This window comes from Amycolatopsis camponoti (assembly GCF_902497555.1).
Lineage (GTDB): Bacteria > Actinomycetota > Actinomycetes > Mycobacteriales > Pseudonocardiaceae > Amycolatopsis > Amycolatopsis camponoti.
Genome location: NZ_CABVGP010000001.1, coordinates 1,547,576 through 1,572,246, shown reverse-complemented (window position 1 = coordinate 1,572,246; position 24,671 = coordinate 1,547,576). Strand labels below are relative to the sequence as shown.

General features: G+C 71.3%; 22 protein-coding genes and 1 pseudogene. 16 read left to right on the top strand and 7 right to left on the bottom strand.

The window, feature by feature from the left end:
* Positions 1-56: 56 nt before the first annotated feature.
* The 5 genes from AA23TX_RS07625 (at position 57) to AA23TX_RS07605 (ending at position 6,238) form a co-directional block, all read left to right on the top strand.
* Positions 57-1,064 carry a LacI family DNA-binding transcriptional regulator gene (locus tag AA23TX_RS07625; RefSeq protein ID WP_155541860.1) on the top strand — a complete coding sequence of 336 codons (1,008 nt, stop codon included), beginning with the start codon at positions 57-59 and terminating at the stop codon, positions 1,062-1,064.
* Positions 1,065-1,431: 367 nt separating this feature from the next.
* A complete protein-coding gene (locus tag AA23TX_RS07620; protein WP_155541859.1) occupies positions 1,432-2,808 on the top strand; it encodes an ABC transporter substrate-binding protein in 1,377 nt (458 codons plus the stop codon).
* Positions 2,786-3,760 carry a carbohydrate ABC transporter permease gene (locus tag AA23TX_RS07615; RefSeq protein ID WP_155541858.1) on the top strand — a complete coding sequence of 325 codons (975 nt, stop codon included), beginning with the start codon at positions 2,786-2,788 and terminating at the stop codon, positions 3,758-3,760. Before AA23TX_RS07620 ends, AA23TX_RS07615 begins: the two co-directional genes overlap by 23 nt.
* Positions 3,757-4,626, top strand: a complete 870-nt coding sequence (locus tag AA23TX_RS07610; RefSeq protein ID WP_155541857.1) for a carbohydrate ABC transporter permease — start codon at positions 3,757-3,759, stop codon at positions 4,624-4,626. The genes AA23TX_RS07615 and AA23TX_RS07610 overlap by 4 nt, the downstream gene beginning before the upstream one ends.
* A 34-nt stretch (positions 4,627-4,660) precedes the next feature.
* The gene (locus AA23TX_RS07605) at positions 4,661-6,238 is read left to right on the top strand and encodes a glycoside hydrolase family 13 protein (protein ID WP_155541856.1); all 1,578 of its coding nucleotides are present in this window, start codon (positions 4,661-4,663) and stop codon (positions 6,236-6,238) included.
* Between the two features lie 57 nt (positions 6,239-6,295).
* Here AA23TX_RS07605 and AA23TX_RS07600 read toward each other — a convergent pair whose 3' ends face one another.
* Positions 6,296-7,630, bottom strand: coding sequence for an LVIVD repeat-containing protein (locus AA23TX_RS07600; protein ID WP_155541855.1), 1,335 nt, complete (start codon positions 7,628-7,630; stop codon positions 6,296-6,298).
* Between the two features lie 96 nt (positions 7,631-7,726).
* On the opposite strand from AA23TX_RS07600, the gene AA23TX_RS07595 reads away from it, so the two are divergent.
* Both AA23TX_RS07595 and AA23TX_RS07590 read left to right on the top strand, forming a co-directional pair.
* Positions 7,727-9,169, top strand: a complete 1,443-nt coding sequence (locus AA23TX_RS07595) for a peptide ABC transporter substrate-binding protein (RefSeq protein WP_155541854.1) — start codon at positions 7,727-7,729, stop codon at positions 9,167-9,169.
* Positions 9,166-9,747, top strand: coding sequence for a nucleotidyltransferase domain-containing protein (locus AA23TX_RS07590; protein WP_155541853.1), 582 nt, complete (start codon positions 9,166-9,168; stop codon positions 9,745-9,747). The genes AA23TX_RS07595 and AA23TX_RS07590 overlap by 4 nt, the downstream gene beginning before the upstream one ends.
* Here the strand turns inward: AA23TX_RS07590 and AA23TX_RS07585 are convergent.
* Positions 9,744-10,621 (bottom strand): annotated as a pseudogene (locus AA23TX_RS07585) (LysR family transcriptional regulator). The gene AA23TX_RS07590 and the pseudogene AA23TX_RS07585 overlap by 4 nt on opposite strands.
* A gap of 71 nt (positions 10,622-10,692) precedes the next feature.
* On the opposite strand from AA23TX_RS07585, the gene AA23TX_RS07580 reads away from it, so the two are divergent.
* Positions 10,693-11,691 (top strand): SDR family oxidoreductase, encoded by a 999-nt coding sequence (locus AA23TX_RS07580; protein ID WP_155541852.1) that lies wholly within the window; start codon positions 10,693-10,695, stop codon positions 11,689-11,691.
* Here the strand turns inward: AA23TX_RS07580 and AA23TX_RS07575 are convergent.
* Positions 11,688-12,422 (bottom strand): SDR family oxidoreductase, encoded by a 735-nt coding sequence (locus AA23TX_RS07575; protein WP_155541851.1) that lies wholly within the window; start codon positions 12,420-12,422, stop codon positions 11,688-11,690. The two genes, AA23TX_RS07580 and AA23TX_RS07575, sit on opposite strands and share 4 nt — an antisense overlap.
* Before the next feature lie 21 nt (positions 12,423-12,443).
* Between AA23TX_RS07575 and AA23TX_RS07570 the strand changes: the two genes are divergently transcribed.
* Entirely contained in the window at positions 12,444-13,073 is a 630-nt protein-coding gene (locus AA23TX_RS07570; RefSeq protein ID WP_155541850.1) for a class I SAM-dependent methyltransferase, read from the top strand.
* Positions 13,074-13,113: 40 nt separating this feature from the next.
* Here AA23TX_RS07570 and AA23TX_RS07565 read toward each other — a convergent pair whose 3' ends face one another.
* Entirely contained in the window at positions 13,114-15,012 is a 1,899-nt protein-coding gene (locus tag AA23TX_RS07565) for a S8 family serine peptidase (protein WP_155541849.1), read from the bottom strand.
* Positions 15,013-15,390: 378 nt separating this feature from the next.
* On the opposite strand from AA23TX_RS07565, the gene AA23TX_RS07560 reads away from it, so the two are divergent.
* The gene (locus tag AA23TX_RS07560) at positions 15,391-15,765 is read left to right on the top strand and encodes a PH domain-containing protein (RefSeq protein WP_155541848.1); all 375 of its coding nucleotides are present in this window, start codon (positions 15,391-15,393) and stop codon (positions 15,763-15,765) included.
* 43 nt (positions 15,766-15,808) lie between these two features.
* Here AA23TX_RS07560 and lpdA read toward each other — a convergent pair whose 3' ends face one another.
* The 3 genes from lpdA to AA23TX_RS07545 form a co-directional block, all read right to left on the bottom strand.
* Positions 15,809-17,200: a dihydrolipoyl dehydrogenase gene (gene lpdA, locus AA23TX_RS07555; protein ID WP_155541847.1), complete on the bottom strand. Its 1,392-nt coding sequence runs from the start codon at positions 17,198-17,200 to the stop codon at positions 15,809-15,811.
* Positions 17,201-17,249: 49 nt separating this feature from the next.
* Positions 17,250-18,011: a lysophospholipid acyltransferase family protein gene (locus AA23TX_RS07550; protein WP_439328751.1), complete on the bottom strand. Its 762-nt coding sequence runs from the start codon at positions 18,009-18,011 to the stop codon at positions 17,250-17,252.
* Between the two features lie 63 nt (positions 18,012-18,074).
* Positions 18,075-18,479, bottom strand: coding sequence for a nitroreductase family deazaflavin-dependent oxidoreductase (locus AA23TX_RS07545; protein ID WP_155541845.1), 405 nt, complete (start codon positions 18,477-18,479; stop codon positions 18,075-18,077).
* Positions 18,480-18,696: 217 nt separating this feature from the next.
* On the opposite strand from AA23TX_RS07545, the gene AA23TX_RS07540 reads away from it, so the two are divergent.
* The 6 genes from AA23TX_RS07540 (at position 18,697) to AA23TX_RS07515 (ending at position 24,491) form a co-directional block, all read left to right on the top strand.
* Positions 18,697-19,737, top strand: a complete 1,041-nt coding sequence (locus tag AA23TX_RS07540) for a LacI family DNA-binding transcriptional regulator (protein ID WP_155541844.1) — start codon at positions 18,697-18,699, stop codon at positions 19,735-19,737.
* A gap of 92 nt (positions 19,738-19,829) precedes the next feature.
* Complete coding sequence (locus AA23TX_RS07535) at positions 19,830-20,963, top strand: dihydrodipicolinate synthase family protein (protein ID WP_155541843.1); 1,134 nt, start codon at positions 19,830-19,832, stop codon at positions 20,961-20,963.
* Positions 20,963-21,775, top strand: a complete 813-nt coding sequence (locus AA23TX_RS07530) for a sugar phosphate isomerase/epimerase family protein (RefSeq protein ID WP_155541842.1) — start codon at positions 20,963-20,965, stop codon at positions 21,773-21,775. The genes AA23TX_RS07535 and AA23TX_RS07530 overlap by 1 nt, the downstream gene beginning before the upstream one ends.
* A gap of 43 nt (positions 21,776-21,818) precedes the next feature.
* Complete coding sequence (locus AA23TX_RS07525) at positions 21,819-22,478, top strand: IclR family transcriptional regulator (RefSeq protein WP_230862391.1); 660 nt, start codon at positions 21,819-21,821, stop codon at positions 22,476-22,478.
* A 16-nt stretch (positions 22,479-22,494) separates the two neighbouring features.
* Positions 22,495-23,205 (top strand): response regulator transcription factor, encoded by a 711-nt coding sequence (locus tag AA23TX_RS07520; RefSeq protein ID WP_155541840.1) that lies wholly within the window; start codon positions 22,495-22,497, stop codon positions 23,203-23,205.
* Between the two features lie 2 nt (positions 23,206-23,207).
* Entirely contained in the window at positions 23,208-24,491 is a 1,284-nt protein-coding gene (locus AA23TX_RS07515; RefSeq protein ID WP_155541839.1) for a sensor histidine kinase, read from the top strand.
* The last annotated feature ends 180 nt before the right edge of the window (positions 24,492-24,671 follow it).

Sequence of the window (24,671 nt, the reverse complement as noted above, 5' to 3'; positions counted from 1 at the left end):
TGACACCGGTACGGGCTTGTCATACTTTTGCGCCCAGTTGCTGTAAAGTTTCACTCATGACGCGTCGTCTTGCCGAAGTCGCCCGCCAGGTCGGGGTCAGCGAAGCCACGGTCAGCCGGGTGCTCAACGGCCGGTCCGGGGTGTCCGCCAGCACCCGGGCCGCCGTGCTCACCGCGCTGGACGTGATGGGCTACGAACGCCCCACCCAGCTGCGCGGCGAGCGGGCCCGCCTGGTCGGGCTGGTGCTGCCGGAGCTGCAGAACCCCATCTTCCCCGCGCTGGCCGAGATCATGGGCAACGCGCTCGCGCAGCAGGGGTTCACGCCGGTGCTGTGCACGCGGACCGCGGGTGGGGTGTCGGAGGCGGAGTACGTCGAGCTGCTCCTGCAGCAGCAGGTGTCGGGCGTGGTGTTCGCCGGCGGGCTGTACGCGCAGGCGGACGCGGTCCACTCGCACTACCACCACCTCGTCGAGCGGCGGCTCCCGACGGTGCTGATCAACGCGGCGGTCGACCACCTCGGGCTGCCGCAGGTGTCGTGCGACGACGCGGTGGCGGTGGAGCAGGTCGTCGGGCACCTCAGTTCGCTCGGGCACGAGAAGATCGGGCTGGTCCTGGGGCCGTCGGACCACGTGCCGTCGCAGCGCAAGCTCGAGGCGTTCCAGTCGTACGCGGCGAAGCTCGGGTTGCCGGTGCTGGACGAGCTGGTGGAGCACGGCATGTTCTCGATCGAGGGCGGCCACGCGGCGGCGGCTCGCCTGTACCCCCGCGGCGCGACGGCGGTGTTGTGCGCGAGCGACCTGCTGGCCCTGGGCGCGGTGCGCGCGGCGCGTCGGCAGGGCTTGTCGGTGCCGGAGGACATTTCGGTGGTCGGCTACGACGACTCGGCGTTGATGAACTGCACCGACCCGCCGTTGACGACCACGCGGCAGCCGATCGAGGCCATGGGCCGGGCGGTGGTGGAGCTGCTGGTGAAGCGCATCAACGGCGGCGAGGTGGCGGCCGAGGAGCTGCTGTTCGCCCCGGAACTGGTGGTGCGCGGGTCCACCGCCCGCCGCACCGCCTAAGTCTCACCTCCAGAGCGCGACGGCCTGCCGGCCGTCGCGCTCTTTCACGTACCCAGCCAGACGACACGCGTGACCAGAGGGTCGACACGCGTGATCCGGAAGTCGACACGCGTGATTGGAGGGTCGACACGGCGCCGCCGTCGTGTCGACCCCTCAATCACGCGAGTTGACCCCTCAATCACGCGTGTCGACTGTCCAGGCACGCGTGTCGTCCGGCTGGGCACGCGTGTCGTCCGTGTGGGTACCAGCCTCTCGCGGCCTGTTCGTAACTTGCAACTTCTCGTCGTCTTATTGCGTCGATCTGCTTCAACACTTTAGAGTGACCGCAATCACGTGACAGCCGTCGCGACCCGAGAAGAGGCTTGAGATGAGCAGTCCCTGGTCCCGAACCGTGCCCCGCCGAATGTTCTGCCTGCTGGCCGCAGGTGGCCTCGCACTGGGGGTGGCCGCCTGCGGTGACGACGGCACCGCCGCCGCGCCCGGGGGCAAGGTGAAGATCACGGTCACCGGCCAGCCGCCGACCAGCCAGCCGTTCGAGCGCAGCGTGTTCGACGCCGACGTCAAGGAGTTCGAGGCCTCCCACCCGAACATCCAGATCGAGCCCCACGAGGGGTTCATGGACCCGAAGACGTTCTCCGCGAAGCTCGCCGGCGGGCAGCTCGAGGACGTCTACTACGTCTACTTCACCGACCCGGCCCAGATCATCGCACGCCGTCAAGCCGCCGACATCACGGAAGCCGCGAAGAGCGTTCCGCACATCAACGACATCAAGCCGGAACTGCTGGACAACTTCCGGGACGCAAGCGGCAAGCTCTACGGCCTGCCGACGATGAACTACACGATGGGCCTGGTCTACAGCCGCCCGCTGTTCCAGAAGGCCGGGCTCGACCCGGACAAGCCGCCGACCACCTGGGACGAGGTCCGCGCGGACGCGAAGAAGATCGCCGCGCTGGGCAACGGCGTCGTCGGGTACGCCGACTACAGCAAGAACAACCAGGGCGGCTGGCACATGACCGGCTGGATGTACTCGATGGGCGGCGACATCGCCCGCAAGGACGGCGACAAGTGGGTCGCCGACTTCAACAACGAAAAGGGCAAGCAGGCCCTCCAGTACCTGCACGACATGCGCTGGACCGACAACTCGATGGGCGCCAAGCAGCTCCTCGAAGCCACCGACGTCCAGCGCATGATGGGCGCCGGCCAGCTCGGCATGTACATGGCCGCCCCGGACAACGTTCCCGTGCTGGTCAAGCAGTTCAACGGCAAGTACGAGGACTACGGCATCGCCGGCATGCCCGGCGGCCAGGGCACGCTGCTCGGCGGCGAGGGCTACATGATCAACCCGAAGGCCTCGCCGGACAAGGTCAAGGCCGGCCTCGAGTGGATCCAGTGGAAGTACCTCAACCCGGACCGCTTCGAGAAGCACATCCAGCAGTACGTCGACGGCAAGCAGCCGGTCGGCCTGCCCGCCGAGCCGACCCCGGACGTCTGGACGGGCGCGGTCCGCGACCAGCAGCTGACCCTGAAGGCCAAGTACGCCAACGTTCCCGCCAAGAACTACCAGTCCTACGTGGACACCACCAGCAAGATCAAGGGCAGCATCGAGCCGCCGGGCGCGCAGCAGATCTACGCCGCGCTCGACAGCGTGATGCAGGCGGTCCTCACCGACCAGAACGCGAACCTCGACCAGCAGCTGTCGTCCGCGTCCTCGAAGGTCAACAGTGTCCTCGCCCAGGTCAAGTAGCCTGCTCGCCTGGCCCGCGACGTCGTCGTCGCGGGCCGGGCGCCCGGCCGTCTCGCAAGAAGAACGCCGCCGCACCCGGCTCAAGCGCAAGCTCAAGGAGAACCTCACCGCGTACGGCCTGCTCTGCGCCGCGCTCGTGGTGTTCGCGCTCTTCTCCTGGTACCCGATCGTGCGCGGCGTCCTGCTGAGCTTCCAGCAGGTCGACTTCGTCAACGCGCCGACGTGGGTCGGGTTCGACAACTTCGAGCGGCTCTTCGCCGATCCGCTGTTCGGCGTCGCCTGGCGCAACACCCTGCTGTTCACCGGATTGGCGCTGGTCTTCGGCTTCGCCGTCCCGTTCCTGACGGCCGTGCTGCTCAACGAGATCCGGCACGCCAAGGCGTTCTTCCGGCTCGCCGTCTACCTGCCGGTGATGCTGCCGCCGGTCGTCACGGCGCTGATGTGGAAGTGGTTCTACGACCCGGGTCCCGGCCTCTTCAACTCCGCGCTCGGCGCGGTCGGCCTGCCCGGCGGCCAGTGGCTCGACTCCTCCACGACCGCGATGCTGTCGCTGGTCTTCGTCTCGACGTGGGCCAACATGGGCAGCACCACGCTGATCTACCTGGCCGCGCTCGGCACGATCCCCGGCGAGCTGTACGAAGCCGCCGAACTGGACGGCGCCGGGCTGTGGAAACGCCTGCGGCACGTGACGTTCCCGCAGACACGGTTCGTGCTGCTGGTGCTCCTGCTGCTGCAGATCGTCGCGACGATGCAGGTCTTCACCGAGCCGTACGTGATGACCGGCGGCGGACCCGACGACTCGACGGTGACCGTGCTCCTGCTGCTCTACCGCTACGCCTTCGTCTACAACGACTTCGGCTCGGCCAGCGCCATGAGCCTGCTGCTGTTCATCGCGCTCGGCGTGTTCTCGGCGTGGTACGTCCGGCTGACGCGGAAGGCGGACCAGACATGAGAACCCTCGTCTCCCCCGGCGCGCTGCGCAGCCCGCGCGGCAAGGTCGTCTACGGCGTCGTCTTCGCCTGCACGCTCGTGGTGTTCCTCCTGGCCTTCATGTTCCCGCTGTACTGGGTCGTCACGGGCGCGATGAAGTCTCCGCAGGAGCTGGCGCAGACTCCGGCGACGCTCATCCCGCACGAGTGGCACCCGGAGACCTTCGCCGACGCCTGGGACCAGCTGAGCCTGGGCAAGTACTTCCTCAACACGCTCGTCGTCGCCGGCGGCGCGTGGCTGGCGCAGCTGGCCATCGACGTCCCGGCCGCGTTCGCGCTGTCGAAGCTGCGCCCGAAGTTCGGCAACGTCGTGCTCGGGCTCATGCTGGCGACGCTGATGCTGCCGGCCACGGCCCTGCTCGTCCCGACGTACGTGACGGTGACGGACCTGCCGCTGCTGCACCTCAACCTGATCAACTCGCCGACCGCGGTCTGGCTCCCGGCGGCGGCGAACGCGTTCAACATCTACCTGCTGAAGCGGTTCTTCGACCAGATCCCGGACGAGCTGATCGAGGCGGCGCGCATCGACGGCGCCGGGCCGGTGCGCACGCTCTGGCGGATCATCCTGCCGATCTCGCGGCCGATCCTGGCCGTGGTGTCGATCCTCGCGGTGGTCACCGCGTGGAAGGACTTCATCTGGCCGCTGCTGGTGTTCCCGGACACCGAAAAGCAGACGCTCTCGGTGATGCTGCAACGGGTGGCGATCGACATGCCGCTCAACGTGCTCGTCGCCGGGATGGTGCTGGCCAGCCTGCCGATGGTGGCGCTGTTCCTGGCGTTCCAGCGGCAGATCCTCGCCGGGCTGACCGCCGGCAGCATCAAGGGCTGAGCCGGGTTTTCACGACGACTAGGAGGGCACTTTCGTGACCGACAAGACCGGCTGGTGGCGGAGCGCGGCGATCTACCAGGTCTACATCCGCAGCTTCGCGGACGGCAACGGCGACGGCGTCGGCGACCTCGCCGGCGTCCGCGCCCGGCTGGACCACCTGGCCGACCTGGGGATCGACGCGATCTGGTTCACCCCGTGGTACCCCTCGCCGATGGACGACGGCGGCTACGACGTCGCCGACTTCCGCGACATCGAGCCGCTCTTCGGCACGCTCGCCGAGGCGGAGGACCTGATCGCCGAGGCGCACGCGCGCGGCATCCGGGTGATCATCGACATCGTGCCCAACCACTGCTCCGACGAGCACCGGTGGTTCCAGGCCGCGCTCGAAGCGGGCCCGGGATCGCCGGAGCGGCAACGGTTCTGGTTCCGGCCGGGCCGTGGGCCGGACGGGTCCGAGCCGCCGAACAACTGGAAGTCGCGCTTCGGCGGATCCGCGTGGACCCGTGTGGCGGACGGCGAGTGGTACCTGCACCTCTACAGCTCCCGCCAGCCCGACTTCAACTGGGACAACCCGGAGATCCGCACGGAGTTCGAGGACGTGCTGCGGTTCTGGTTCGACCGCGGGGTCGACGGCTTCCGCATCGACGTCGCCGACGGGCTGGTCAAGGACCCGCGGCTGCCCGACGTCGACGAGGGCGACGAGACGCCGTTCTCCGACATGGAGGGCCTGCACGAGATCTACCGGTCGTGGCGCAAGATCGCCGACAGCTACGCGGGCGAGCGCGTGCTGGTCGGCGAGATGTGGCTGCCGGACATGTCCCGCGCGGCGCGCTACCTGCGCCGCGACGAGCTGCACTCGGCGTTCAACTTCGACTTCCTGGTGTGCCCGTGGGAGGCGCCGCGCTTCCGGGACGTCATCTCCCGGACGTTGCGCGCGCACGACGAGGTCGGTGCCCCGGCGGCGTGGGTGCTGTCGAACCACGACGTGACGCGGCACGTCACGCGGTACGGCCGTCAGGGCGACACGGGTTTCTCGTTCGCCAACCGGCTGCACGAGCTGCCGGTGGACCTCTCGCTCGGCACCCAGCGGGCCCGGGCGGCGGCGCTGCTGACGCTGGCGCTGCCCGGTGGCCTGTACGTCTACCAGGGCGAAGAGCTGGGGCTGTGGGAGGTCCTGGACATCGCGGACGACCTGCGCCAGGACCCGGTGTGGGCCCGCACGAACGGCGCCGACCCGGGCCGTGACGGCTGCCGGGTGCCGATCCCGTGGTCGGGTGACGAGCCGCCGTTCGGGTTCGGTTCCGGTGACGCGTGGCTGCCGCAGCCCGAGGAGTGGAAGGCCTACACGGCTTCGGCCGAAGCGGCGGACCCGGAGTCGATGCTGTCGCTGTACCGCGACGGCCTGCGGCTCCGGCGTGACCTGCCGACGGGTGAGCTGGAGTGGCTCTCCCTCGGCGACGACGTGCTGGCGTTCCGGATCGGGACGGGGTTCACGTTCGCGCTGAACTTCTCGGCCGCCCCGGTGCCCCTGCCGTCGGGTGAGGTGCTGCTGGCGAGCGGGCCGGTCGACGCGCAGCTGCCCACCGATACCGCGGTGTGGCTGCGGTCCTGAAACGCACCGGAGGCCGCCGCCGAGCGGACTCGGCGGCGGCCTCCGGTGGATCAAGCCCTACTTCGTGAGCTGCAGGACGTCGATGCCCCGGGCGTTGTCCGCGACGTAGACGTACTTGCCGTGCCAGTACGGCGCCCACGCGCTCGCGTCGCCCGGTCGGTAGTAGGCGATCTGGCGCGGGTTCGTCGGGTCGCTGACGTCGAGGAACCGCGTGCCCTGCGAGTAGAACGACTGCACCAGGATCTTGCCGCGGACGTCGAAGTAGTGCGCCGAGCAGTCGTCCGACGCCGGGTCGCTGCCCTCCTGGCCGTTGACGCTCCACGTGCCGACGCTCTGCAACCGGAAAGGCTGCGAAGGCGTCGAACGCCAGCCTTCGCCGTGGTACGAACCGGCGAGCGACGAGATCGTCAGGACGCCGTCACCCGCGCAGCCGTCGACGAAGTTCTCTTCCGTCGCGTAGATCAGGTCCTGGCCGCGCCACGCGCCGTCGCCGACGCGGTGGCCCGCCGGGTGGAAGCTGTTGTGCATGAACCGCGAGGGCGCCGCCGTCTCGGCGATGCCGCCGCCGGCGTACGGGATCGGCTCGTGCGCGTTGGCGCGCCGGACCTTCCCGGAAAGCGGGTCGCGGTGGACCCCGTTCGTCCAGTAGCCGCGCACGCCGCCGCGCCCGGACACCCAGGCCACGCCGTTGCCGTCCACCTGGACGTCGTGCACGTAGTCGGTCTTGCCGTCGTTGCGGGCCAGCTCGATCGGCTGCGGGTTCACCTTCGGGTGCCGCGGGTCGCGGATGTCGGTGACCCAGATCGGGCGGCCGCCCCAGTCGGCCGGCTGGTCGTCGGCCTTCGCCGGGCCGCCGGTCCACAGGTACCGGCAGCCGTCGACGCAGCTGGTGGTGTGCCCGGCCGGGACCTTCGTGTAGCTGATGATCGCCGGCGCTTCGGGCTTCGAGACGTCGACGACGTAGATGCCGGACTCGCCGGTGTGCGTCGTGCCGCCGAACGCGCGCGGGTCGCGGGAGAGGAACACCAGCTTGCGGGCCGGGTCGACCTCGGTGTCCTCGGTCTCCCACAGCCCGGGCAGGCTGACCTGCCCGACCAGCTTCGGCGCGGCCGGGTTCTTCGTCAGGTCGTAGACCTTCAGCCCGAACTCGCCGGACACGACCATGACGTCGCGGCGGCCGTAGTCGAGGAAGTTGACCGAGATGGCGCCGGCGGCGTCGGGCACGCTGCCGACGGCCTTGACGTTCTTGATCGCCCCCGGATCGCCCAGGGTGCGCGCGGCGGGAACCGCGGGTTTGTCGTCCTCGCCGCAGGCGGCGGCCGGAAGCCCGGTCGCGACCAGCGTGGCGCTGACGGTGACGGCGGCGAAGCACGACCGGAGCCAGGTGCGCACGAAACCTCCCAGAACGCGTGATCCCGGGGAACGGTACGACGGAGATCAACCGGACACAACCGCCTTTGGTTGCCTCCTGACTGGTAGGACTGGCTCATGCGCCTGCTCGTCCTGCTCGCCGTCCTGGCCCTCGCCGTCACGGGCTGTTCCGGTTCCGACGCCGCCCGGCCCGGCGTCCTGTCCGCCGGCCTCCGCGAGCCCGCGACGCTGCTGCCCGCCGACGTCGCCGACTCGGCGGGCCGGCTGGTGACCGGGGCGCTGTGGACCCCGCTCGCCGACTACGACGCGGCGACCGGGAAGCTCACGCCGCGCGCGGCCGAGTCGATCGAGAGCACCGACCGGGTGCACTGGACGGTCAAGCTGCGCCCCGCGGCGTTCCACGACGGCACCCCGGTGACCGCTCAGTCCTATGTGGACACGTGGCGCGCGATCGCCGCTTCGCGGTGGGCCGCCGCGCCGGTGTTGACGAAGTTGTTGCGCGCCCGCGAGATCACGGCGTCCACTCCGGACACCATTTCCCTTGTCCTGGATCGCCCGTCCGGCCAGGTGCCGGCGTTGCTCTCGGCGCCGGGCCTGGTGCCGCTGCCCGCGTCGGTGCTCGCCTCCCACGACTGGAAGGGCTTCGCCGCGGCACCCGTCGGGAACGGCCCGTACCGGCTCGACGGCGCGTGGCGGCCCGGCTCCGGCGGCACGCTGAAGCGCGTCGGTTCCGGGCAGGCCGAGGAGATCGAGCTGCGCGTCGGCGATCCGACGGCCCAGTACGACGCGGTCAAGGCGGGCACGCTCGACCTCGCCACCGAGGTCCCCGGCGAGAAGCACGACGCGATGCACGACGACTTCGACGACGGCCACCACGCGACCTGGGCGTTGCCGCGGGCCGGCTACCTGGCGTTCCCGGTGGCGAACCCCCGCTTCGCCGACGCGACGGTCCGTCACGGCTTCGCACTGGGCGTCGACCGCGCGGCCCTCGAAGCCGGGCCGCTCGCCCACCAGGTCGACCCGGCCAAGGCCCTGCTCCCGCCCGCGGACGCACCCGGCGAGCGATCGGGCACGTGCCGGCCGTGCAGCTTCGACGCGGCAGCGGGCAAGGCCCTCCTGCAGCAGGCGGCCTTCCCCGGCGGCGCAACCGTCTACTTCGGACCTTCGACCGAGGCCTGGACGCGGACGCTGGTCGTCGGCCTGCACAAGTCGCTGGACGTTTCGGTGACCGCGCAACCTTTGTCCGGCCCGCCCGACGGACCATCCACACTGGACGTTTCACTGGCCACCGCGAGCCCGTACGAGCTGCTGTCGACGCTGGCCACGGAGTCGGGGTACACCGACGAGGTGTTCGGCCAGAATCTGGCACTCGCGGACGCGGCGGCGACGCCGGAGGAGTCGGGCGAGCTGTACCGGCTGGCGGAGAACCAGCTGCTGCGCGACCTCCCGGTGGCGCCGCTGTGGTCCGGTCACGGCCACGCGGTCTGGTCGTCGCGCGTGCACGACGTCCTGACGACCCCGTTCGCCGGCCCGGTGCTGGCCGGAATCGGGGTCTCGTGACCTGGGACCCGGCGCCGCTGTCCGAGGTCGTCGAGCTGTTCTCGCGCATCCGCGCGCCCTGGTGGATCGCGGGCGGCTACGCGATCGAACTGGCGGTCGGGCACGCGTTCCGCAACCACGGCGACGTCGACGTCCTGCTCCTCCGGCGCGACCAGCTCGCGGTCCAGGAGGCGCTGGCGACGTGGGAGTGGTGGGCGGCGGACCCGCCCGGCACGCTCCGGCCGTGGCGGCGCGGCGAGCTGCTGCCGCCCGGCGTCGACGACATCTGGTGCCGCCCGTCGGCGTCGGCGCCGTGGCGGATCCAGGTCATGCTCGACGAGACCGAAGGCGACTCGTGGGTCTCTCGCCGGGACCCGGCCGTGCGGCGGGCCGTCACCGAGCTGGGCGCGGTCACGGCGGACGGAATCCCCTACCTGGCAACGGAAGTCCAGCTCTTCGTCAAGGCCCGGCACCCCCGCCCCAAGGACGAGCTGGACTTCTTGGCGGCGCTGCCGGTGCTGAACCCCGCGCAACGGCAGTGGCTGGCGGATGCCCTCCGGCAGACGTTCGGCGAGCACCCCTGGCTGGATCGCCTCTAGACCGTGGCGTGCTCGACCAGGGTGTCGATGAACGCCGTGGTCAGCGGGTCCGGAGCGGCCCGCGTGTAAGCCGCCAACGTCCGGCGCACCGGCACACTCGGCCGCAAAACCCGGCCGTCGAACCGGGACGGCAGGACGTTCGCCGGGACCAGCGCCGGGCCGAGGCCCGCCGCCGCCAGGATCGGGCCGCCGCCGTCTGCTCGGTGCGGACGGCCGCGCGCGGGCGGAACCCGGCCGCCGCGCAGGCCGCGTCGACCAGCTCCGCCAGGCCGTTGCCCGGCGCGTAGTGCACCCACGCGCAGTCGGCGAGGGTCGCGAGGTCGACGACACCCGTGGGGGAAGCCTCCGAAGCGCCGTCCGCCGGGAGCACCACCACGAACTCCTCCACGCCCAGCTCGCGCACCGGCCCGGTCCAGACCGGCGGCAGCGGTCCGAGCGCGACGTCGGCCTCGCCCGCGGCCATCGCGTCGCGCAGCTCGTCGGCGTGGCGGAACTCGATCAGCCGGACGTCGACGCCGGGCCGGTCGCGCCGCCACACGCGCAGCGCCGGCGGCAGCACGCCGAGGCTCATCGAGTAGACCGTCGCGACCTGCAGCTCCCCCGCCGTCGTGCCGGACGCGAGCCGGGCCGCGCAGCGCGCTCGTTCGGCGTCGGCCAGCGCCGCCCGCGCGTGCGGCAGCATCGCCCGGCCCATCGGCGTGAGCCGGACGGTCCGGGGCAGCCGTTCGAGCAGCGGCCCGCCGAGGCCCTGTTCGAGGGCCCGCATCTGGTGCGACAACGCGGGCTGCGTCACGTGCAGCTGCTCGGCCGCGCGCGTGAACGAGCCGGTGTCGACCACCGTGACCAGGTACTCGAGCTGCCGCAGGCTTACCATGAGCAGAGTTTATCGCCATGGTGAAAACCAAGCCTTGGACTTATCACGAGCGCGTGACCAGGCTGGAGGACATGGAACGCAAGACAGCCCTGGTCGCCGGGGCGAACGGGATCATCGGCCGGAACCTCGTCGAGCACCTGCGGGCGGACGGGCGCTGGGACGTCATCGGGCTTTCCCGCCGCGGTGGTCTCGCCGTCGACCTGCTCGACGCCGCCGACACGCGGGCGAAGGTCGGCGCGCTGAGCGGCGTCACGCACCTCTTCTACGCGGCGTACCAGGATCGGCCGACGTGGGCCGAACTGGTCCCGCCGAACCTGGCGATGCTGACGAACCTCGTCGGCGCCCTGGACCCGGCCGCGCTCGAGCACGTCAGCCTGATGCAGGGCTACAAGGTCTACGGCGCGCACCTCGGCCCGTTCAAGACGCCGGCGCGCGAGACCGACGCCGGGCACATGCCACCGGAGTTCAACGTCGACCAGCAGCAGTTCCTCGAGCGGTGGGGAGGTTCCTGGTCGGCGATCCGGCCGTCGGTGGTCGGCGGCACGGCGCTGGGCAACCCGATGAACCTGGCGCTGGTGATCGCGGTGTACGCGTCGATCTCGAAGGAGCTCGGCCTGCCGCTGCGGTTCCCGGGCAAGCCCGGCGCGTACGACAGCCTGCTGGAGATGACGGACGCGGGCCTGCTGGCTTCGGCCACGGTGTGGGCGACGGGCCAGGAGGGAGCGTTCAACATCGCGAACGGCGACCTGTTCCGGTGGAGCGAGCTGTGGCCGAAGCTGGCGGCGTACTTCGGCCTCGAAGCCGCGCCCCCGCTGCGAATGTCCCTTGTGGACGTGATGACCGACAAGGATCCACTGTGGACTTCACTCGCCGCGGAACACGGCCTCACGGCGTCCTACGCGGACGTCTCGTCGTCCTGGGCCTTCGGCGACTTCGTGTTCGGCTGGGACTACGACATGTTCGCGGACACCTCGAAGTCCCGCCGCGCGGGCTTCCACGAGTACGTCGAGACGGAGCAGATGTTCTACCGGCTGTTCGACGAGTTCCGGAAGGCGCGGGTGATCCCCTAGCCGCGGCCGATGAACGGCATGGTCGTCGCGGTGACGGTGAGGAACTGGACGTTCGCGTCCAGCGGCAGCGAAGCCATGTACCGCACCGCGTCGGCCACGTGGCGGACGTCGAACGTCGGCTCGGCGATCACCCGGCCGTCGGCCTGGGGGATGCCGGCCGCCATCCGCTCGGTCATCTCGGTGGCCGCGTTGCCGATGTCGATCTGGCCGCAGGCGACGTTCCACGCGCGGCCGTCCAGCGAGATCGACCTCGTCAGCCCGGTGACGGCGTGCTTGGTCGCGGTGTAGGCGACGGTCGCGGGGCGCGGGACGTGCGCCGAGATCGAGCCGTTGTTGATGATCCGGCCGCCGCGGGGATCCTGGTCCTTCATCAGCCTGACGGCCTGCTGCGCGCAGAGGAACATCCCGGTGAGGTTGACGTCGACCGTCCGCTTCCAGTCCTCGACGGACAGGTCGGCCACGGTCCCCGCCGCGCCGATCCCGGCGTTGTTGACCAGCAGGTCGAGCCGCCCCCACTGCTCGCGGACGGCGGCGAACAACGCGGCGACGGACTGTTCGCCGGAGACGTCGGTGGGCACGACGAGCGCACCGTCGAAGCCCGCGGCGGTTTCCTCGAGAGCGGAAGCGCGCCGCCCGGCCAGCGCGACGGACCAGCCGTCCGACAGGAGGGCCCGCGCCACCGCCCGCCCGATGCCCGAACCGGCTCCGGTCACCACCGCCGTCTTCGCCATCACGCCTCCTAGACTGTCCGCATGGGACTTCGCGAGCGCTTCCAGGCCGGGCTGGCCCGGCAACTCGGCCACCCTAGCGGCCTGCGCGGACGGCTGGTCGGGTCGGCGCTCAACCGCCGGAACCGGGAGGCGGTCGTGAAGGCGGTGGCGGCACTGGAGCTGTCGGGCCGCGAAACGGCGCTGGACATCGGCTTCGGCGGCGGCCTGGGTCTTTCCCTGCTCCTGGCGAAAGCCGGCAAAGTACACGGCGTCGAGGTGTCGGCGACGATGCTCGAGCGCGCCCGCGCGACGTTCCGCGAGGAGCTCACCACGGGCCGGCTGGTGCTGAGCGAAGGACCGATGACGGCGTTGCCCCTCGACGACGGCTCGGCCGACGCGATCGTCACGACGAACACGGTCTACTTCGTCGACGACCTCGGCGCCGCTTTCGCCGAGGTCGCCCGGGTGCTGGCCCCGGGTGGGCGCTTCGTGCTGGGCGTCGGCGACCCGGACCTGATGGGCCGCGCCCGGATGCTGACCGAGAACGGCTTCCGCATCCGCCCGATCCCCGCGCTCGAAGCCGAACTGGCCGGCGCCGGGCTGACGGTGCTCCGGCACGAGAAGTTCGCCCACAGCGGGCTCGGCTTCCACCTGCTGGTCACCGGGAAATGACCCAGCGGGGCCCGGCTCACCACCGGACCCCGCTGCGAACCTACTTGGGCTGGACGCCCAGCGCGGCGAGCGCCGGGCCGGCCATGATCACGCCGTTGCCCGTCACCGTGTCGAACCCGGGCGTGCCCAGGTCGATCGCCGACGACACCAGCGCGCCGCGGATCTCGGCGGGGGTCGCCGTCGGCTTGCCCGACAGCAGCAGCGCCGCGATCGCCGCCGCGTGCGGGGCCGCCGCCGAGGTCCCGTAGAACGGCTGGAAGCCCGTCACCGACGTCGCCACGCCGTCGGCCGCCGTGATGTCCGGCTTGCTGCGGGTGGTGCCACCCGTCGAAGACACGTTGCCCGGCGTGATCGCCGTGCCGTCCGCGTTGTAGAACAGGTGACGCTTGCCGTCGGAGGAGAAGCGCTCCCACTTGCTCGACGCGCTGAACAGGCCCGGGTACGGGCCCGCCGGGTTGGCCGGGTCACCGGTCTCCAGCGGCCGCGTGAACGCACCCGCCGCCGGGGCCGCCGCCACGCTGAACGCGCTCGCCGCCGACGAGTGGCCGTTCGTGACACCGTTGGTGCTGAACACCTTCAGCGAACCCGACGCCACGAACCGACCGCGGATCACGTTGAGCGCGATGAACCGGTCGGCGCCGCTGTACTTGACCACCGCGACCTTGTAGCCGGAGCCGGTGGTGGGCACGCTCGCGATCTCGTACGGGTTCTGCGAGCCGGACTGGCCGTTCTCGCTCGAGGCGACGACGCTGCCCGCCGAGTTCAGGATGAACAGGTCGTAGTCGTTGGCGGACTTGCCCCACGGGTCGGACCAGAACAGCGTCACGGGCTTGCCGAGCGAGCCGGCCGAAAGCGCGTCGAAGTTCTGCGTCGTGGTGCTCGGGTCGAAGTCGTGCGGGGTGCCGGTGACGCCGCTGATCTTCGACGACGACGCGCGGAAGTCGCCTTCGTAGTAGCCGCTGGTGCCGTCGGTCGCGTTGCCCGAGTTGCCGGCCGAGGAGAAGTACAGGACGCCGGCCGCGGTGACCTCGTTGACCGCCTGCGCGACCTGCGTGTCCTGGAACGGCGACTCGTCGAAGTAGGCGACGTCGTCGACGATGATCGTGCAGTGGCCGGTGGTGCGCAGCGCGCGGATGTTCGCGGCGAAACTGGCCTCACTGGTGAACGCGGTCGCGAAGCCGAGGGCGGCGTTCGGCGCGAGGTCGTGGACGATCTCGAGCATCGCGGTGCCCTCGTCGCCGCTGCCCTTCTGTCCGGACAGGACGTCGACGGTGGGCAGTTCACCGGCGCTCTGCGACTTCGCGAGCGAGTCGACGCCGTCGGAGAGCACGCAGACCTTCACGCCGGAACCGCTGACGCCGTAGGTGGTGCGGGCGGCGTCGGCACCGTGCGCCTTGTCGCCTTCGGACACCTGGGTCGCGGCGGCTTGTGCGGCCGCGACCCGGAAGTCCCGGTTGCCCTCCTCGCGCCAGGTCGTGGCCTGCGCGGCCGGCTTGACCTCGGCGACATCGGCGCGGCCCGCGATGGCGTCGACGGCGGACAGCGGGAGGTCGGCACGAACGCCGCCGGGCGAGGCGAAGCGGACGGTGCCCCCGGCCGCCTCGACGGCGTTCGCGACGGCCTGGTCACGGGTGGCGGTGATCTCGACCGAGACGGTGCCGGAGGCGCTGACGCCGACGCCCGAGCGGTAGTCGGGCAGCTTCGCGGCGAGGGTCCGATCGCCCCGCAACCGCTTCTCGACGACGAGCTGGCTCGATTGCTTGCGCTCGGCCGGGGTGAGGCTCTTCTTGATGCTCTGGAGCGCGCTGATGCCGGCTTCGGTGCGCGCGGCGGCCGCGTCCACCGTGGACGGCTGCGCCACCGAAACCCCCGTGGTCAGCAGCAACGCACCGACCGTCAGCGGAACCGCGTGCGCGGCGACCCGGCTGAATCTCACCATCGATTTCTCCCTGCGCTACTCGGTCACTCGACCGAATGACACCCGACCGGGTGTAATGGGGAGAATCTAAGGAGTGACCGCACGCCGGACCAGCGACCAAAGTCGGGAACGTAGCGCCGCCCACATGCTGGAACGCCCCTGGGGAACATGAGAAAGATTCGTCCCCCGCCGCGCGAGCGGTCCAACCCAGGGGCAGTCGCCCATACCCCGACCGCCCCGATACGAAGCCGCAGTCCGTGGTGACAATCAAGCTTCGGGGCGAAGCCGCCGCGATCACATATTGATCATGTGTCCGGTCCCGATTGCGCGGCGGGCCGAAGCGGCGTCACCGAGAACGACATGCGCAGGCTGACGCGACGCGGCCGCTAGGGTCGACGGATGATTGACTTCTCCAAGAACACGGTCTTCAAGCTCGCCCCGTGCAATCCCCAGGACATCGCGCCGACGGTGCAGCCGATCATCATCCACGGCGAACAGGTGATGGCCTGTTTCAAAGCCGTTCGCGACTTCGTGGTGTTCACCGACAAGCGCCTGATCGCGGTGAACGTCCAAGGCGTCACGGGCAAGAAGAAGGACTTCACTTCGCTGCCCTACAGCAAGATCCAAGCGTTCTCGATCGAAACGGCGGGCACCTTCGACCTGGACGCCGAGCTCGATCTCTGGTTCAGCGGCCTCGGCAAGGTCCGCTTGGAGTTCAAGGGCAGCGCGGACATCCGCCAACTGGGCCACCTGATCGCATCCCACGTGCTCTGACAACCTGCCCTGACCGGCGAACCCGCCGGCCAGGGCCGATCAATCACATATTGATCATGTGCCCGGCCAGCCCGTGCAGAGCTTCCTTGACCGCCTCACCCAGCGTCGGATGCGCGTGCACGTTCCGAGCCGCCTCGTGCACGGTCAAATCCCACTGCTGAGCCAAAGTGAGCTCCGGCAGCAACTCGGTGACGTCCGGCCCGATGAGATGCCCCCCGATCAGCTCCCCGTGCGTGCGATCACTGATCAGCTTGACGAACCCCCCGGCATCCCCCAGCCCCTGAGCCTTCCCGTTGGCCGTGAACGGGAACTTCGCCACCTGAACGTCGAACCCCTTCTCCCGAGCCTGTTCCTCGGTCCACCCGAAGCTCGCGATCTGGGGCTGGCAGTAAGTAGCCCGCGGGATCATCGGAAAATCGAGCTCCATGGTCTCCGCACCGGCGATCGTCTCCGCCGCGACGACACCCATGGACTCGGAAGCATGAGCCAGCATCAACTTCGCCGTCACATCGCCGATCGCGAAGATGTGCGGAACGTTGGTCCGCCCCCGCCCGTCGATGGCGATAGCGCCACGCTCGGTCAACGCGACACCCGTCTTCTCCAGCCCGTAGCCCTCGACCCGGGGCTGGAACCCGATGGCCTGCAACACCTTGTCGGCGGAAAGAACCTGCTGCCCGTTCTTCTCCGAGGACACAGTCACCTGCACGGAAGAACCGGAGTCGTCGATCGACTCGACGCGCGTCGAGGTCAGCACCTTGATGCCCAGCTTGCGGTAACGCCGGAAGAGCTCGGCCGAAACCTCGGCGTCCTCCAGCGGAACCATCCGGTCGAGGAACTCGACGATCGTGACGTCGACGCCGTAGTTGTGCAGCACGTAAGCGAACTCGACACCGATGGCGCCCGCACCGGCGATCACGATGCTCGACGGCAGCTCGCTCGAGAGGATCTGCTCCTCGTAGGTGACCACCCGAGAACTCCGAGAGGTCCCCGGCAGCAGCCGCGTCGTCGCACCGGTGGCGATGATGCAGTGGTCGAAGGTCACCTGCGAACCGTTCACCTCGAGGGTGTGGTCGTCGACGAACGTGCCGTGCCCGTCGAACTCGGTGATCTTGTTCTTCTTCATCAGGAAGTGCACGCCCTTGACGCGCCCGTCGGCGACTTTCCGGCTCCGCTCGTAGGCGGCCGTGTAGTCGACCCGGATCGGGCTGTCGGACGAAATGCCGAACGCCGCGGCCTCCTGCGTCACGACGTGCGCCAGTTCGGCGTTGCGCAGCAGCGCCTTCGACGGGATGCACCCGACGTTCAGGCAGACCCCGCCCCAGTACTTCTCCTCGACCACCGCGGCGCTCAGCCCCAGCTGGGACGCGCGGATCGCCGCGACGTAACCGCCGACTCCGGCCCCCAGCACGACGACATCAAAGTGTTGTGCACTCATACGCCCGAAACTACCCCTTTCGGCAGGTCCGGGCGGGGTGACGCGGGCCTCAAGCGGCGACCGGCGGCCGCTCCCCGCGAAGCTCGACCAGCAGCTCGGTGATCGCGGCCATGATGCGGGCCGTGGCCTCTTCCAGCACCGCGCGGGTCAGCTCGCGGCCGACCAGGTCCGAGAGGTCGACCGGCGGCCCGGCCAGCAGGTCGACCGTCTTGCGCGGGATCCCGCGGGGGAACCACGCCGTCGACGGCAGCAGGTGGTGGGTGCCCCAGTTGGCCACCGGGATCACCGGCGCGCCGGTCTCCAGGGCCGCGCGCACGATGCCGGTCTTGCCGCGCATCGGCCAGCCGGCCGGGTCGTTCGAGAACGTGCCTTCGGGGAAGACCGCGACGCACTCGCCGTCCCGCACCGAAGCGACCAGGTCGCGGTAGGCCTCGGCCGCCGTCGCCGCGCCGCGGTACACCGGGATGTGGCGCCCCGAGCGCATCACGCGGCCCAGGACCGGCAGCTTCCACAGCGAGGCCTTCGCCAGGTACCGCGGCACGCGGCCGGCGGCCAGGCAGAACGCCGTCAGCGTCGCCGGGTCGGCGAAGGACAGGTGGTTGGACGCCACCAGCACGCCCCCGGACTTCGGGATGTGGTGCGAGCCGCGCACCCGGAACCGGGTCGTCTGGACGAGGAACTGCCAGACGACCTCGATCGCGAAGCTGTACCAGGCGCCCCGGCCGGCGCGGGCGAAGCGCCGGCCGTAGGCGATCATCCGGCGTCGGGTGAGCAGCTCACCCTCGGTGTCCAGGGCGGTCCAGCGGTCCATGACTGTCATTCGTAGCCGACGACCGGCCGGATCGGCCCTCGCGCGCGCGGAACGCGGCGCAGATCACAGTCGCTCGAGAACCACCACAGGAATCTCGCGGTCCGTCTTCTTCGCGTAGTTGTCGTAGTCCGGCCAGACGGCGGCGAGCTTCTCCCACAGCTTCGCGCGCTCCTCGCCCTCGGCCGTGCGGGCGGTGGCCTTGAACTTGTCCGCCTTCACCTGCACGCCGACCTCGGGGGTCTCGAGGAGGTTGAAGTACCAGCCGGGGTGGTTCGGGGCGCCGCCCTTGGAGGCCACGATCACCGGGTTTCCGTCGACTTCCTGGTAGATCAGGGCGAACTTGCGCTCCTGCCCGGTCTTGCGGCCCTTGGTGGTCAGCACCAGCGTCGGGACGCCTTCCTTCCACTCGTGACCGACCTCGCCGTCGGTCTCCTCGTAGCGGCGGACGTGCTCGTCACCGAACAGCATGCGTGGTTCCTTTCGCGATGGGCAAAGCAGTGGCGTACTCACTGCTTGAAGGTTCTCCTTGTTTGCAACGCACACGCCACCGCCGATCTTCCCCGCGTAATTCACTCGAACGGGTCAGGTCCCCCGGCCAGCGGCTTCTCGCGGCCCACCCCCCTCCCAGTAGATTGCACCGACCGAGCACGCGGAGACACCGAAACCGATCTTGGAGGAGCCAGCCATGAAGGCCCGGCCGCACGTGACACTGGAAGACGTGGCACGCAGCGCCAACGTCTCGCTCGCGACCGCGTCGCGGGTGCTCAACGGCACCGCGTCCGTCCGCGCCGACCTGCGGGAGCGGGTTTCCGCCGCCGCGGCCGAGCTGGCCTACGCCCCGAACGCGCACGCGCAGGCACTCGCCGGCGGCACGCACCGCACGGTCGGCGTGATCTGCCACGACGTCAGCGACCCGTACTTCGCCGCGATCGCCGGCGGGGTGATGCGGGTGGCCACCGACAACGGGCTGCTCGTGATGCTGGCCGGCACCTTCCGCGACCCGGACCGCGAGGTCGCCTACGTCTCGACGCTGCGCGCGCAGCGGGCCGCGGCGATCCTGCTGATCGGCTCGGCGTTCGAAGACCGCGCGTGGGAACGCGCGATGGCGGCCGAGCTGGAGCCGTACCGCCGCGGCGGCGGGCAGGTCGCGGCGGTCAGCCGCCACCGCGGGCTCAAGATCGACACCGTCCAGCCGGACAACAAGGGCGGCGCCGCGGCGCTGGCGAAGGAACTGGTCGGGCTCGGCCACAAGCGGTTCGCCGTGCTCGCCGGGCCGCGCAAGCTGAGCACGGTCGTCGACCGGCTGGCCGGGTTCACCGACGCGCTCGCCGAACACGGCATCAGCCTGCACGAAGACGACGTCGTCGAGGCCGCCTTCACCCGTGACGGCGGCTACGAAGCGACGAAACGGCTGCTCGCCGGCCGCAAGCGCAAGCTCCCGACCTGCGTCTTCGCCGTCACCGACGTGATGGCGATCGGCGCGCTGACGGCGTTGCGCGAGGAGGGCCTGTCCGTGCCCGGGGACATTTCGGTCGCCGGCTTCGACGACATCCCGGTCGTCCGCGACCTCGCCCCGGCGCTGACCACGGTCCGGCTGCCGCTGGAGGAGCTGGGCGAACGGGCGATGGACCTGGCCATAAAGGGGGCCGGCGGCACCCGGCCGCGCACCGTCCGGCTCTCCGGCGAGGTCGTCCTGCGGGAGAGCACCTCGCGCCCCAAGCGCTGACCCGCGGCGCACCCGGTCGGGCCTTGTCGCACTCCGGCACAGGCCCTACCGTGGAACTGAGAAAGCGCTTTCTGACTTGCGGAGGTCGTCCGATGCTCCTGCTCCCGGTTCCCGGCGGCGGGCTCGTGAACTGGTCACCGTCCGGTCCGGCGCTCCCCGGGCCACCGGGCACGCCGCCGTCGTCGCGGATCGCCTACGCCGCGGTGCACGTCGTCGCGGACGCGCTCGCCGACGAGCCCGGTGCCGTCGACTGGGACACCACCCTGGCCTTCCGCGAGCACCTCTGGGCGTGCGGGCTCGGCGTCGCCGAAGCCATGGACACCGCGCAACGCGGGATGGGCCTCGACTGGGCCACGACGAAGGAGCTGGTCACCCGCACCGGCGCGATCGCGGCCGGCCGCCGGTGGTGCGCCGGCGTCGGCACCGACCAGCTGCCCGCCGGTCCGGCCACTCCGGCGTCCATTGTGGACGCCTGGCGCGAGCAGCTGGACCTGGTCGGCGGCGCGGGCGCGGTCCCGGTCGTCATGGCGAGCCGGGCGCTGGCCGCGGCGGCGCAGGGCCCGGACGACTACCACGCGGCCTACGGGAAGCTGCTGTCCGAGGCGAGCGGGCCGGTCCTGCTGCACTGGCTCGGCGAGCAGTTCGACCCCGCGCTGGCCGGGTACTGGGGCCACCACGACGTCCGCGCCGCGGCCCACGAGCTGGCGGCCCTGTGCGCCGAGCACGCGGGCACCATCGCCGGGGTGAAGGTGTCGGTGCTCGACGCCGACGTCGAGACCGACTTCCGACGCGCCTTGCCCGCGGGCGTCGCCTGCTACACCGGCGACGACTTCCACTACCCCCAGCTCATCGCCGGCGACGACCAGGGCCACAGTGAAGCCCTGCTCGGCATCTTCGACCCGATCGCGCCGGTCGCCGCGGCGGGGCTGCGCCGTCTGGACGACGGCGACCGCGCCGGGTTCCACGCCCTGCTCGACCCGACCGTGCCGCTGGCGCGCGAGATCTTCCGCGCCCCGACCCGGCACTACAAGACCGGCGTCGTCTTCCTGGCCTACTTGAACGGCCATCAAGAGCACTTCCGGATGCTGGCCGGGAACGAGTCCGCGCGCACGATCACCCACCTCGCGACGCTGCTGCGGCTGGCCGACGAAGCCGGCGTGCTCGCCGACCCCGAGCGGGCGGTCGCCCGGATGCGGCCGCTGCTGCAGGTCGCGGGGGTCGCGTGATGGACCCGCGGTTCAGCCTCAACCAGATCACCACCAAGGCGTGGTCGCTGCCCGAGGCGGTGGCGGGGTGCGCCGAGGCCGGCGTCGGCTGGATCGGGCTGTGGCGGGACAAAGTGGCCGAAACCGGCGTCGACGAAGCCGCGCGCCTGCTCGAGGCGCACGGTGTCCGGGTTTCGTCGTTGTGCCGCGGTGGGTTCTTCACCGGCGTGACCCCGGACGGGTCCCCTGTGGACGGTGTGGCGCAGACCCGGGAGGCCGTCGACGAAGCCGCCGCGCTCGGCGCCGGCGTGCTCGTGCTCGTCGTGGGCGGGATCGCGGGCAACGACCTCGCCGCGTCGCGGCAGCGGGTCGCGGACGCCGTGGGCGAGCTGGCGCCGTACGCCGGGGAACGCGGTGTCCGGCTCGGCCTGGAGCCGCTGCACCCGATGCAGTGCGCGGACCGGTCCGTCCTGTCCACTGTGGATCAAGCGCTGGCGATCGCGGCCGAGCACCCGGCGGCGCAGGTCGGGGTGATCGTCGACGAGTTCCACGTCTGGTGGGACCCGCGGATCGAGGAGTCGATCGCCGCGGCCGCCGGCCGGATCGCCGGGTTCCACGTGTGCGACGTCCTCGTGCCGCTGCCCGACCCGCTGCTGGGCCGCGCGCTGCCGGGCGACGGCCCGATCGACCACCGCCACCTGCGGGCGGCCGTCGAGGCGGCCGGGTACACCGGCCCGATCGAGGTCGAGGTGTTCAACGCCGGGCTGTGGGCCCGGCCGGGGGCGGAGGTGCTCGCCGAGACCGTCGCGGCGTTCGAGCGTCACGTGGCCTGACCCGCCGGTACGCTGGGGTCAAGCGGACGGGGGTCGCTCGGTGATGGCGGAAGACGACGGAGCGGTCCGGAGCGTGCTGCGCGCCTTCGACCTGCTGGCCCTCTTCACCGAACGCCGCCGGACGTGGGCGGTCAAGGACCTCACCGCCGCGAGCGGCCTCGCGAAGACGACGGTGCTGCGGCTGGTCGCCACCTGCGAACAGCGCGGCCTGCTCTGGACGCGTCCCGACGGCCGGGTCACCGTGGGCCCGGGGATGCTGCGCTGGGCCCAGCTGGCGAACGCCGCGTGGCAGCTGCCCGAGCCGGTCCGCCAGGTCCTGCGCGAGCTCGCCCGGGACTGCGGCGAAACGGTCAACCTGTACGTCCGCAGCACCGAAGTGCTCGTCTGCGTGGCCCAGCAGGAAGGCTCGCGGACCGTCCGGCACGTCGGCCGCACCGGCGACGAGCTGCCGCTCGGGTGCGGGGCCGCCGGGCAGGTGCTCGCCGGCGCCGGGGGCACCGCGGTCAGCCACGGCGAGCCGGAGCCGGGCGCGTCGAGCGTCGCCGGCCCGGTGTTCGACGCCGACGGGCGGCTGCTGGCCGCACTGGCGGTCACCGGCCCGACCACGCGCTTCACCACCGAGGCGGTGGCACGGTTCGGAGCGGACGTGACGGACGCCTCACGACGCATTTCGCGGATCGGTTTCGGTGCGCGGCCGGAGTAGAACGTAGGCTCCCCGCATGCCGAACCTGCTGGTGGTGGAAGACGACGCCGCGATCGGCAGCGTGCTCGAATCGACCCTGCGACTGCACGGTTACCAGGTGTGCTGGCGCCGCGACGGCCGCACCGCCCTGGAGGCCGCCGGCACCGGCGACTTCGACCTCGTGCTGCTCGACCTCGGCCTGCCGGACCTGGACGGCGTCGAGGTCTGCCGCCGCCTGCGGTCCGCGCTGCCCGCGGCCGTGCTCGTCATCCTCACCGCCCGGCAGGAGGAGATGGACGTCGTCGTCGGCCTCGACGCCGGCGCCGACGACTACCTCACCAAGCCGATCCGGCTGGGCGAGCTGCTGGCCCGGGTGCGCGCGCACCTGCGCCGCGGCGCGCCGGCCGCGGCCCGGCCCCCGGTGACCGTCGGCGGGCTGACCGTCGACATCGCCGGGCGCCGCGCCACCCTGGACGGACGCGAGGTCGTGCTGCGGGCCAAGGAGTTCGACCTGCTGGCGCGGCTGGCCGAGCAGCCGGGGGTCGCCGTCAGCCGCGAGACGCTGATGTCCGAGGTCTGGGACGCGCACTGGTACGGCTCGACGAAGACCCTGGACGTGCACATCGCGGCGGTGCGCCGCAAGCTCTCGTCGGCGGCCGGGCCCGACGCCGAGGTACCCCGGATCGCCACCCTGCGCGGCCACGGGTACCGGCTGGAGGACCCCGCCCGGACCGTCGCCGAAGGCTGACCGTGCGCCGCCGGATCATCTCGCTGACGGTGCTGGCCGCCCTGGTCGCGACCGTGCTCTTCGCGCTGCCGCTGGGCATCGCGGTGCTGAAGTACTACCACGACGACGCCACCGCCGACCTGGAGCGGGCCGCCGACGCCGCCGCGCTCGCGGTGTCGGACGCGCTCGCCACCGGGCGGACGCCGATCGTGCCGCCGCCCGAGGACGACGACGAAGCCGAGGGCGTGGTCGGGGTCTACGCCCCGGACGGTCGGCTGCTCGCGGGGCACGGGCCCGCGACCGGCGGCGCGCTCGAGCGGCAGGCGGCGAGCGCCACGCTGGACGTCGTCACCGGGCACGAAGGCGACGACCGGGTGCTGGCCGTCCCGGTGATCAGCGGGTCCCGCGTGACCGGGGTCGTCCGCGCCGCGCTGCCCGAGTCCGCGCTGACCCTGCGGATCGCGCTCACCTGGCACGGCATGGCCGGGCTGGCGATCGTGGCGATCGGCGCGAGCTGGCTGATGGCCCGGCGGTTCACTACGCGGCTGGTCCGGCCCCTGGAGGAGCTGGCCACGGCCGCCGGGCGGCTCGGCGATGGCGACTTCACCGTCCGCGGCCCGCGCGCCGGGATCGCCGAGATCGACCGGGTCGGCGAGGCGCTGGACACCACCGCGGCCCGGATCGGCTCGACGCTGGAGCGCGAGCGCGCGTTCTCCGCGGAGGCGTCCCACCAGCTGCGGACCCCGCTGACCGGGCTGCGCCTGCAGCTGGAGGCCGCGCTCGAGACCCCGGGCGCGGACCCCCTGGCGGCGATCCGCGCCGGGATCGCGTCCGCCGACCGGCTGGAACGCACCATCGAGGACCTCCTCGCGCTGGGCCGCGAACGCCGGGCGCCGCGGGCCGAGCTGGATCTCGACGCCCTCCTCGAGGAGGTCCGGGAGGCTGGCGAGGCGCTGCTTTCGCCGCACGGGCGCACGCTGCGGATCATCCGCCAGGAGCCGCCGCCGGCGCGGGTGGCGGCCGCGGCGGTCCGCCAGGTGCTCGGGGTGCTGCTGGACAACGCGGCGACGCACGGGCGCGGCACGGTGACGCTGGTCGCCCGCGACGCCGGCGACACGCTGGCCATCGACGTCGCCGACGAGGGCCCGGACCTGGGCGAAACGAACCCGTTCGCGACGGCGGCGTCCGGGCACGGCATCGGCCTGCGGCTGGCCCGCAGCCTCGCCGAGGCCGAAGGCGGCCGACTCCGCCTGAGCCGTCCCGACCCGCCGACGTTCACGCTCCTGCTCCCGGCCACCGAGGTGTGACGAACCGGGCATCACGCGTGTCCGGAGAGGCATCACGCGTGTCTGGAGGGGCATCGCGGCTGATGCCCCTCTGATCACGCGTGATGCCCCGCTGGACACGCGTGATGCCCCTCACCGCACACGGAACGATTCGCCAGGATTCGTGCGGCTTGTGCAATGAATCACCTGTGATTCATCTGT

Excerpts from the sequence above, each read along its gene's own strand:
- AA23TX_RS07625 (WP_155541860.1), top strand. The coding sequence starts at position 57 with ATGACGCGTCGTCTTGCCGAAGTCGCCCGCCAGGTCGGGGTCAGCGAA.
- AA23TX_RS07620 (WP_155541859.1), top strand. The coding sequence starts at position 1,432 with ATGAGCAGTCCCTGGTCCCGAACCGTGCCCCGCCGAATGTTCTGCCTG.
- AA23TX_RS07610 (WP_155541857.1), top strand. The coding sequence starts at position 3,757 with ATGAGAACCCTCGTCTCCCCCGGCGCGCTGCGCAGCCCGCGCGGCAAG.
- AA23TX_RS07595 (WP_155541854.1), top strand. The coding sequence starts at position 7,727 with ATGCGCCTGCTCGTCCTGCTCGCCGTCCTGGCCCTCGCCGTCACGGGC.
- AA23TX_RS07580 (WP_155541852.1), top strand. The coding sequence starts at position 10,693 with ATGGAACGCAAGACAGCCCTGGTCGCCGGGGCGAACGGGATCATCGGC.
- AA23TX_RS07575 (WP_155541851.1), bottom strand. The coding sequence starts at position 12,422 with ATGGCGAAGACGGCGGTGGTGACCGGAGCCGGTTCGGGCATCGGGCGG.
- AA23TX_RS07570 (WP_155541850.1), top strand. The coding sequence starts at position 12,444 with ATGGGACTTCGCGAGCGCTTCCAGGCCGGGCTGGCCCGGCAACTCGGC.
- AA23TX_RS07565 (WP_155541849.1), bottom strand. The coding sequence starts at position 15,012 with ATGGTGAGATTCAGCCGGGTCGCCGCGCACGCGGTTCCGCTGACGGTC.
- AA23TX_RS07560 (WP_155541848.1), top strand. The coding sequence starts at position 15,391 with ATGATTGACTTCTCCAAGAACACGGTCTTCAAGCTCGCCCCGTGCAAT.
- lpdA (WP_155541847.1), bottom strand. The coding sequence starts at position 17,200 with ATGAGTGCACAACACTTTGATGTCGTCGTGCTGGGGGCCGGAGTCGGC.
- AA23TX_RS07550 (WP_439328751.1), bottom strand. The coding sequence starts at position 18,011 with ATGGACCGCTGGACCGCCCTGGACACCGAGGGTGAGCTGCTCACCCGA.
- AA23TX_RS07545 (WP_155541845.1), bottom strand. The coding sequence starts at position 18,479 with ATGCTGTTCGGTGACGAGCACGTCCGCCGCTACGAGGAGACCGACGGC.
- AA23TX_RS07540 (WP_155541844.1), top strand. The coding sequence starts at position 18,697 with ATGAAGGCCCGGCCGCACGTGACACTGGAAGACGTGGCACGCAGCGCC.
- AA23TX_RS07535 (WP_155541843.1), top strand. The coding sequence starts at position 19,830 with ATGCTCCTGCTCCCGGTTCCCGGCGGCGGGCTCGTGAACTGGTCACCG.
- AA23TX_RS07530 (WP_155541842.1), top strand. The coding sequence starts at position 20,963 with ATGGACCCGCGGTTCAGCCTCAACCAGATCACCACCAAGGCGTGGTCG.
- AA23TX_RS07525 (WP_230862391.1), top strand. The coding sequence starts at position 21,819 with ATGGCGGAAGACGACGGAGCGGTCCGGAGCGTGCTGCGCGCCTTCGAC.
- AA23TX_RS07520 (WP_155541840.1), top strand. The coding sequence starts at position 22,495 with ATGCCGAACCTGCTGGTGGTGGAAGACGACGCCGCGATCGGCAGCGTG.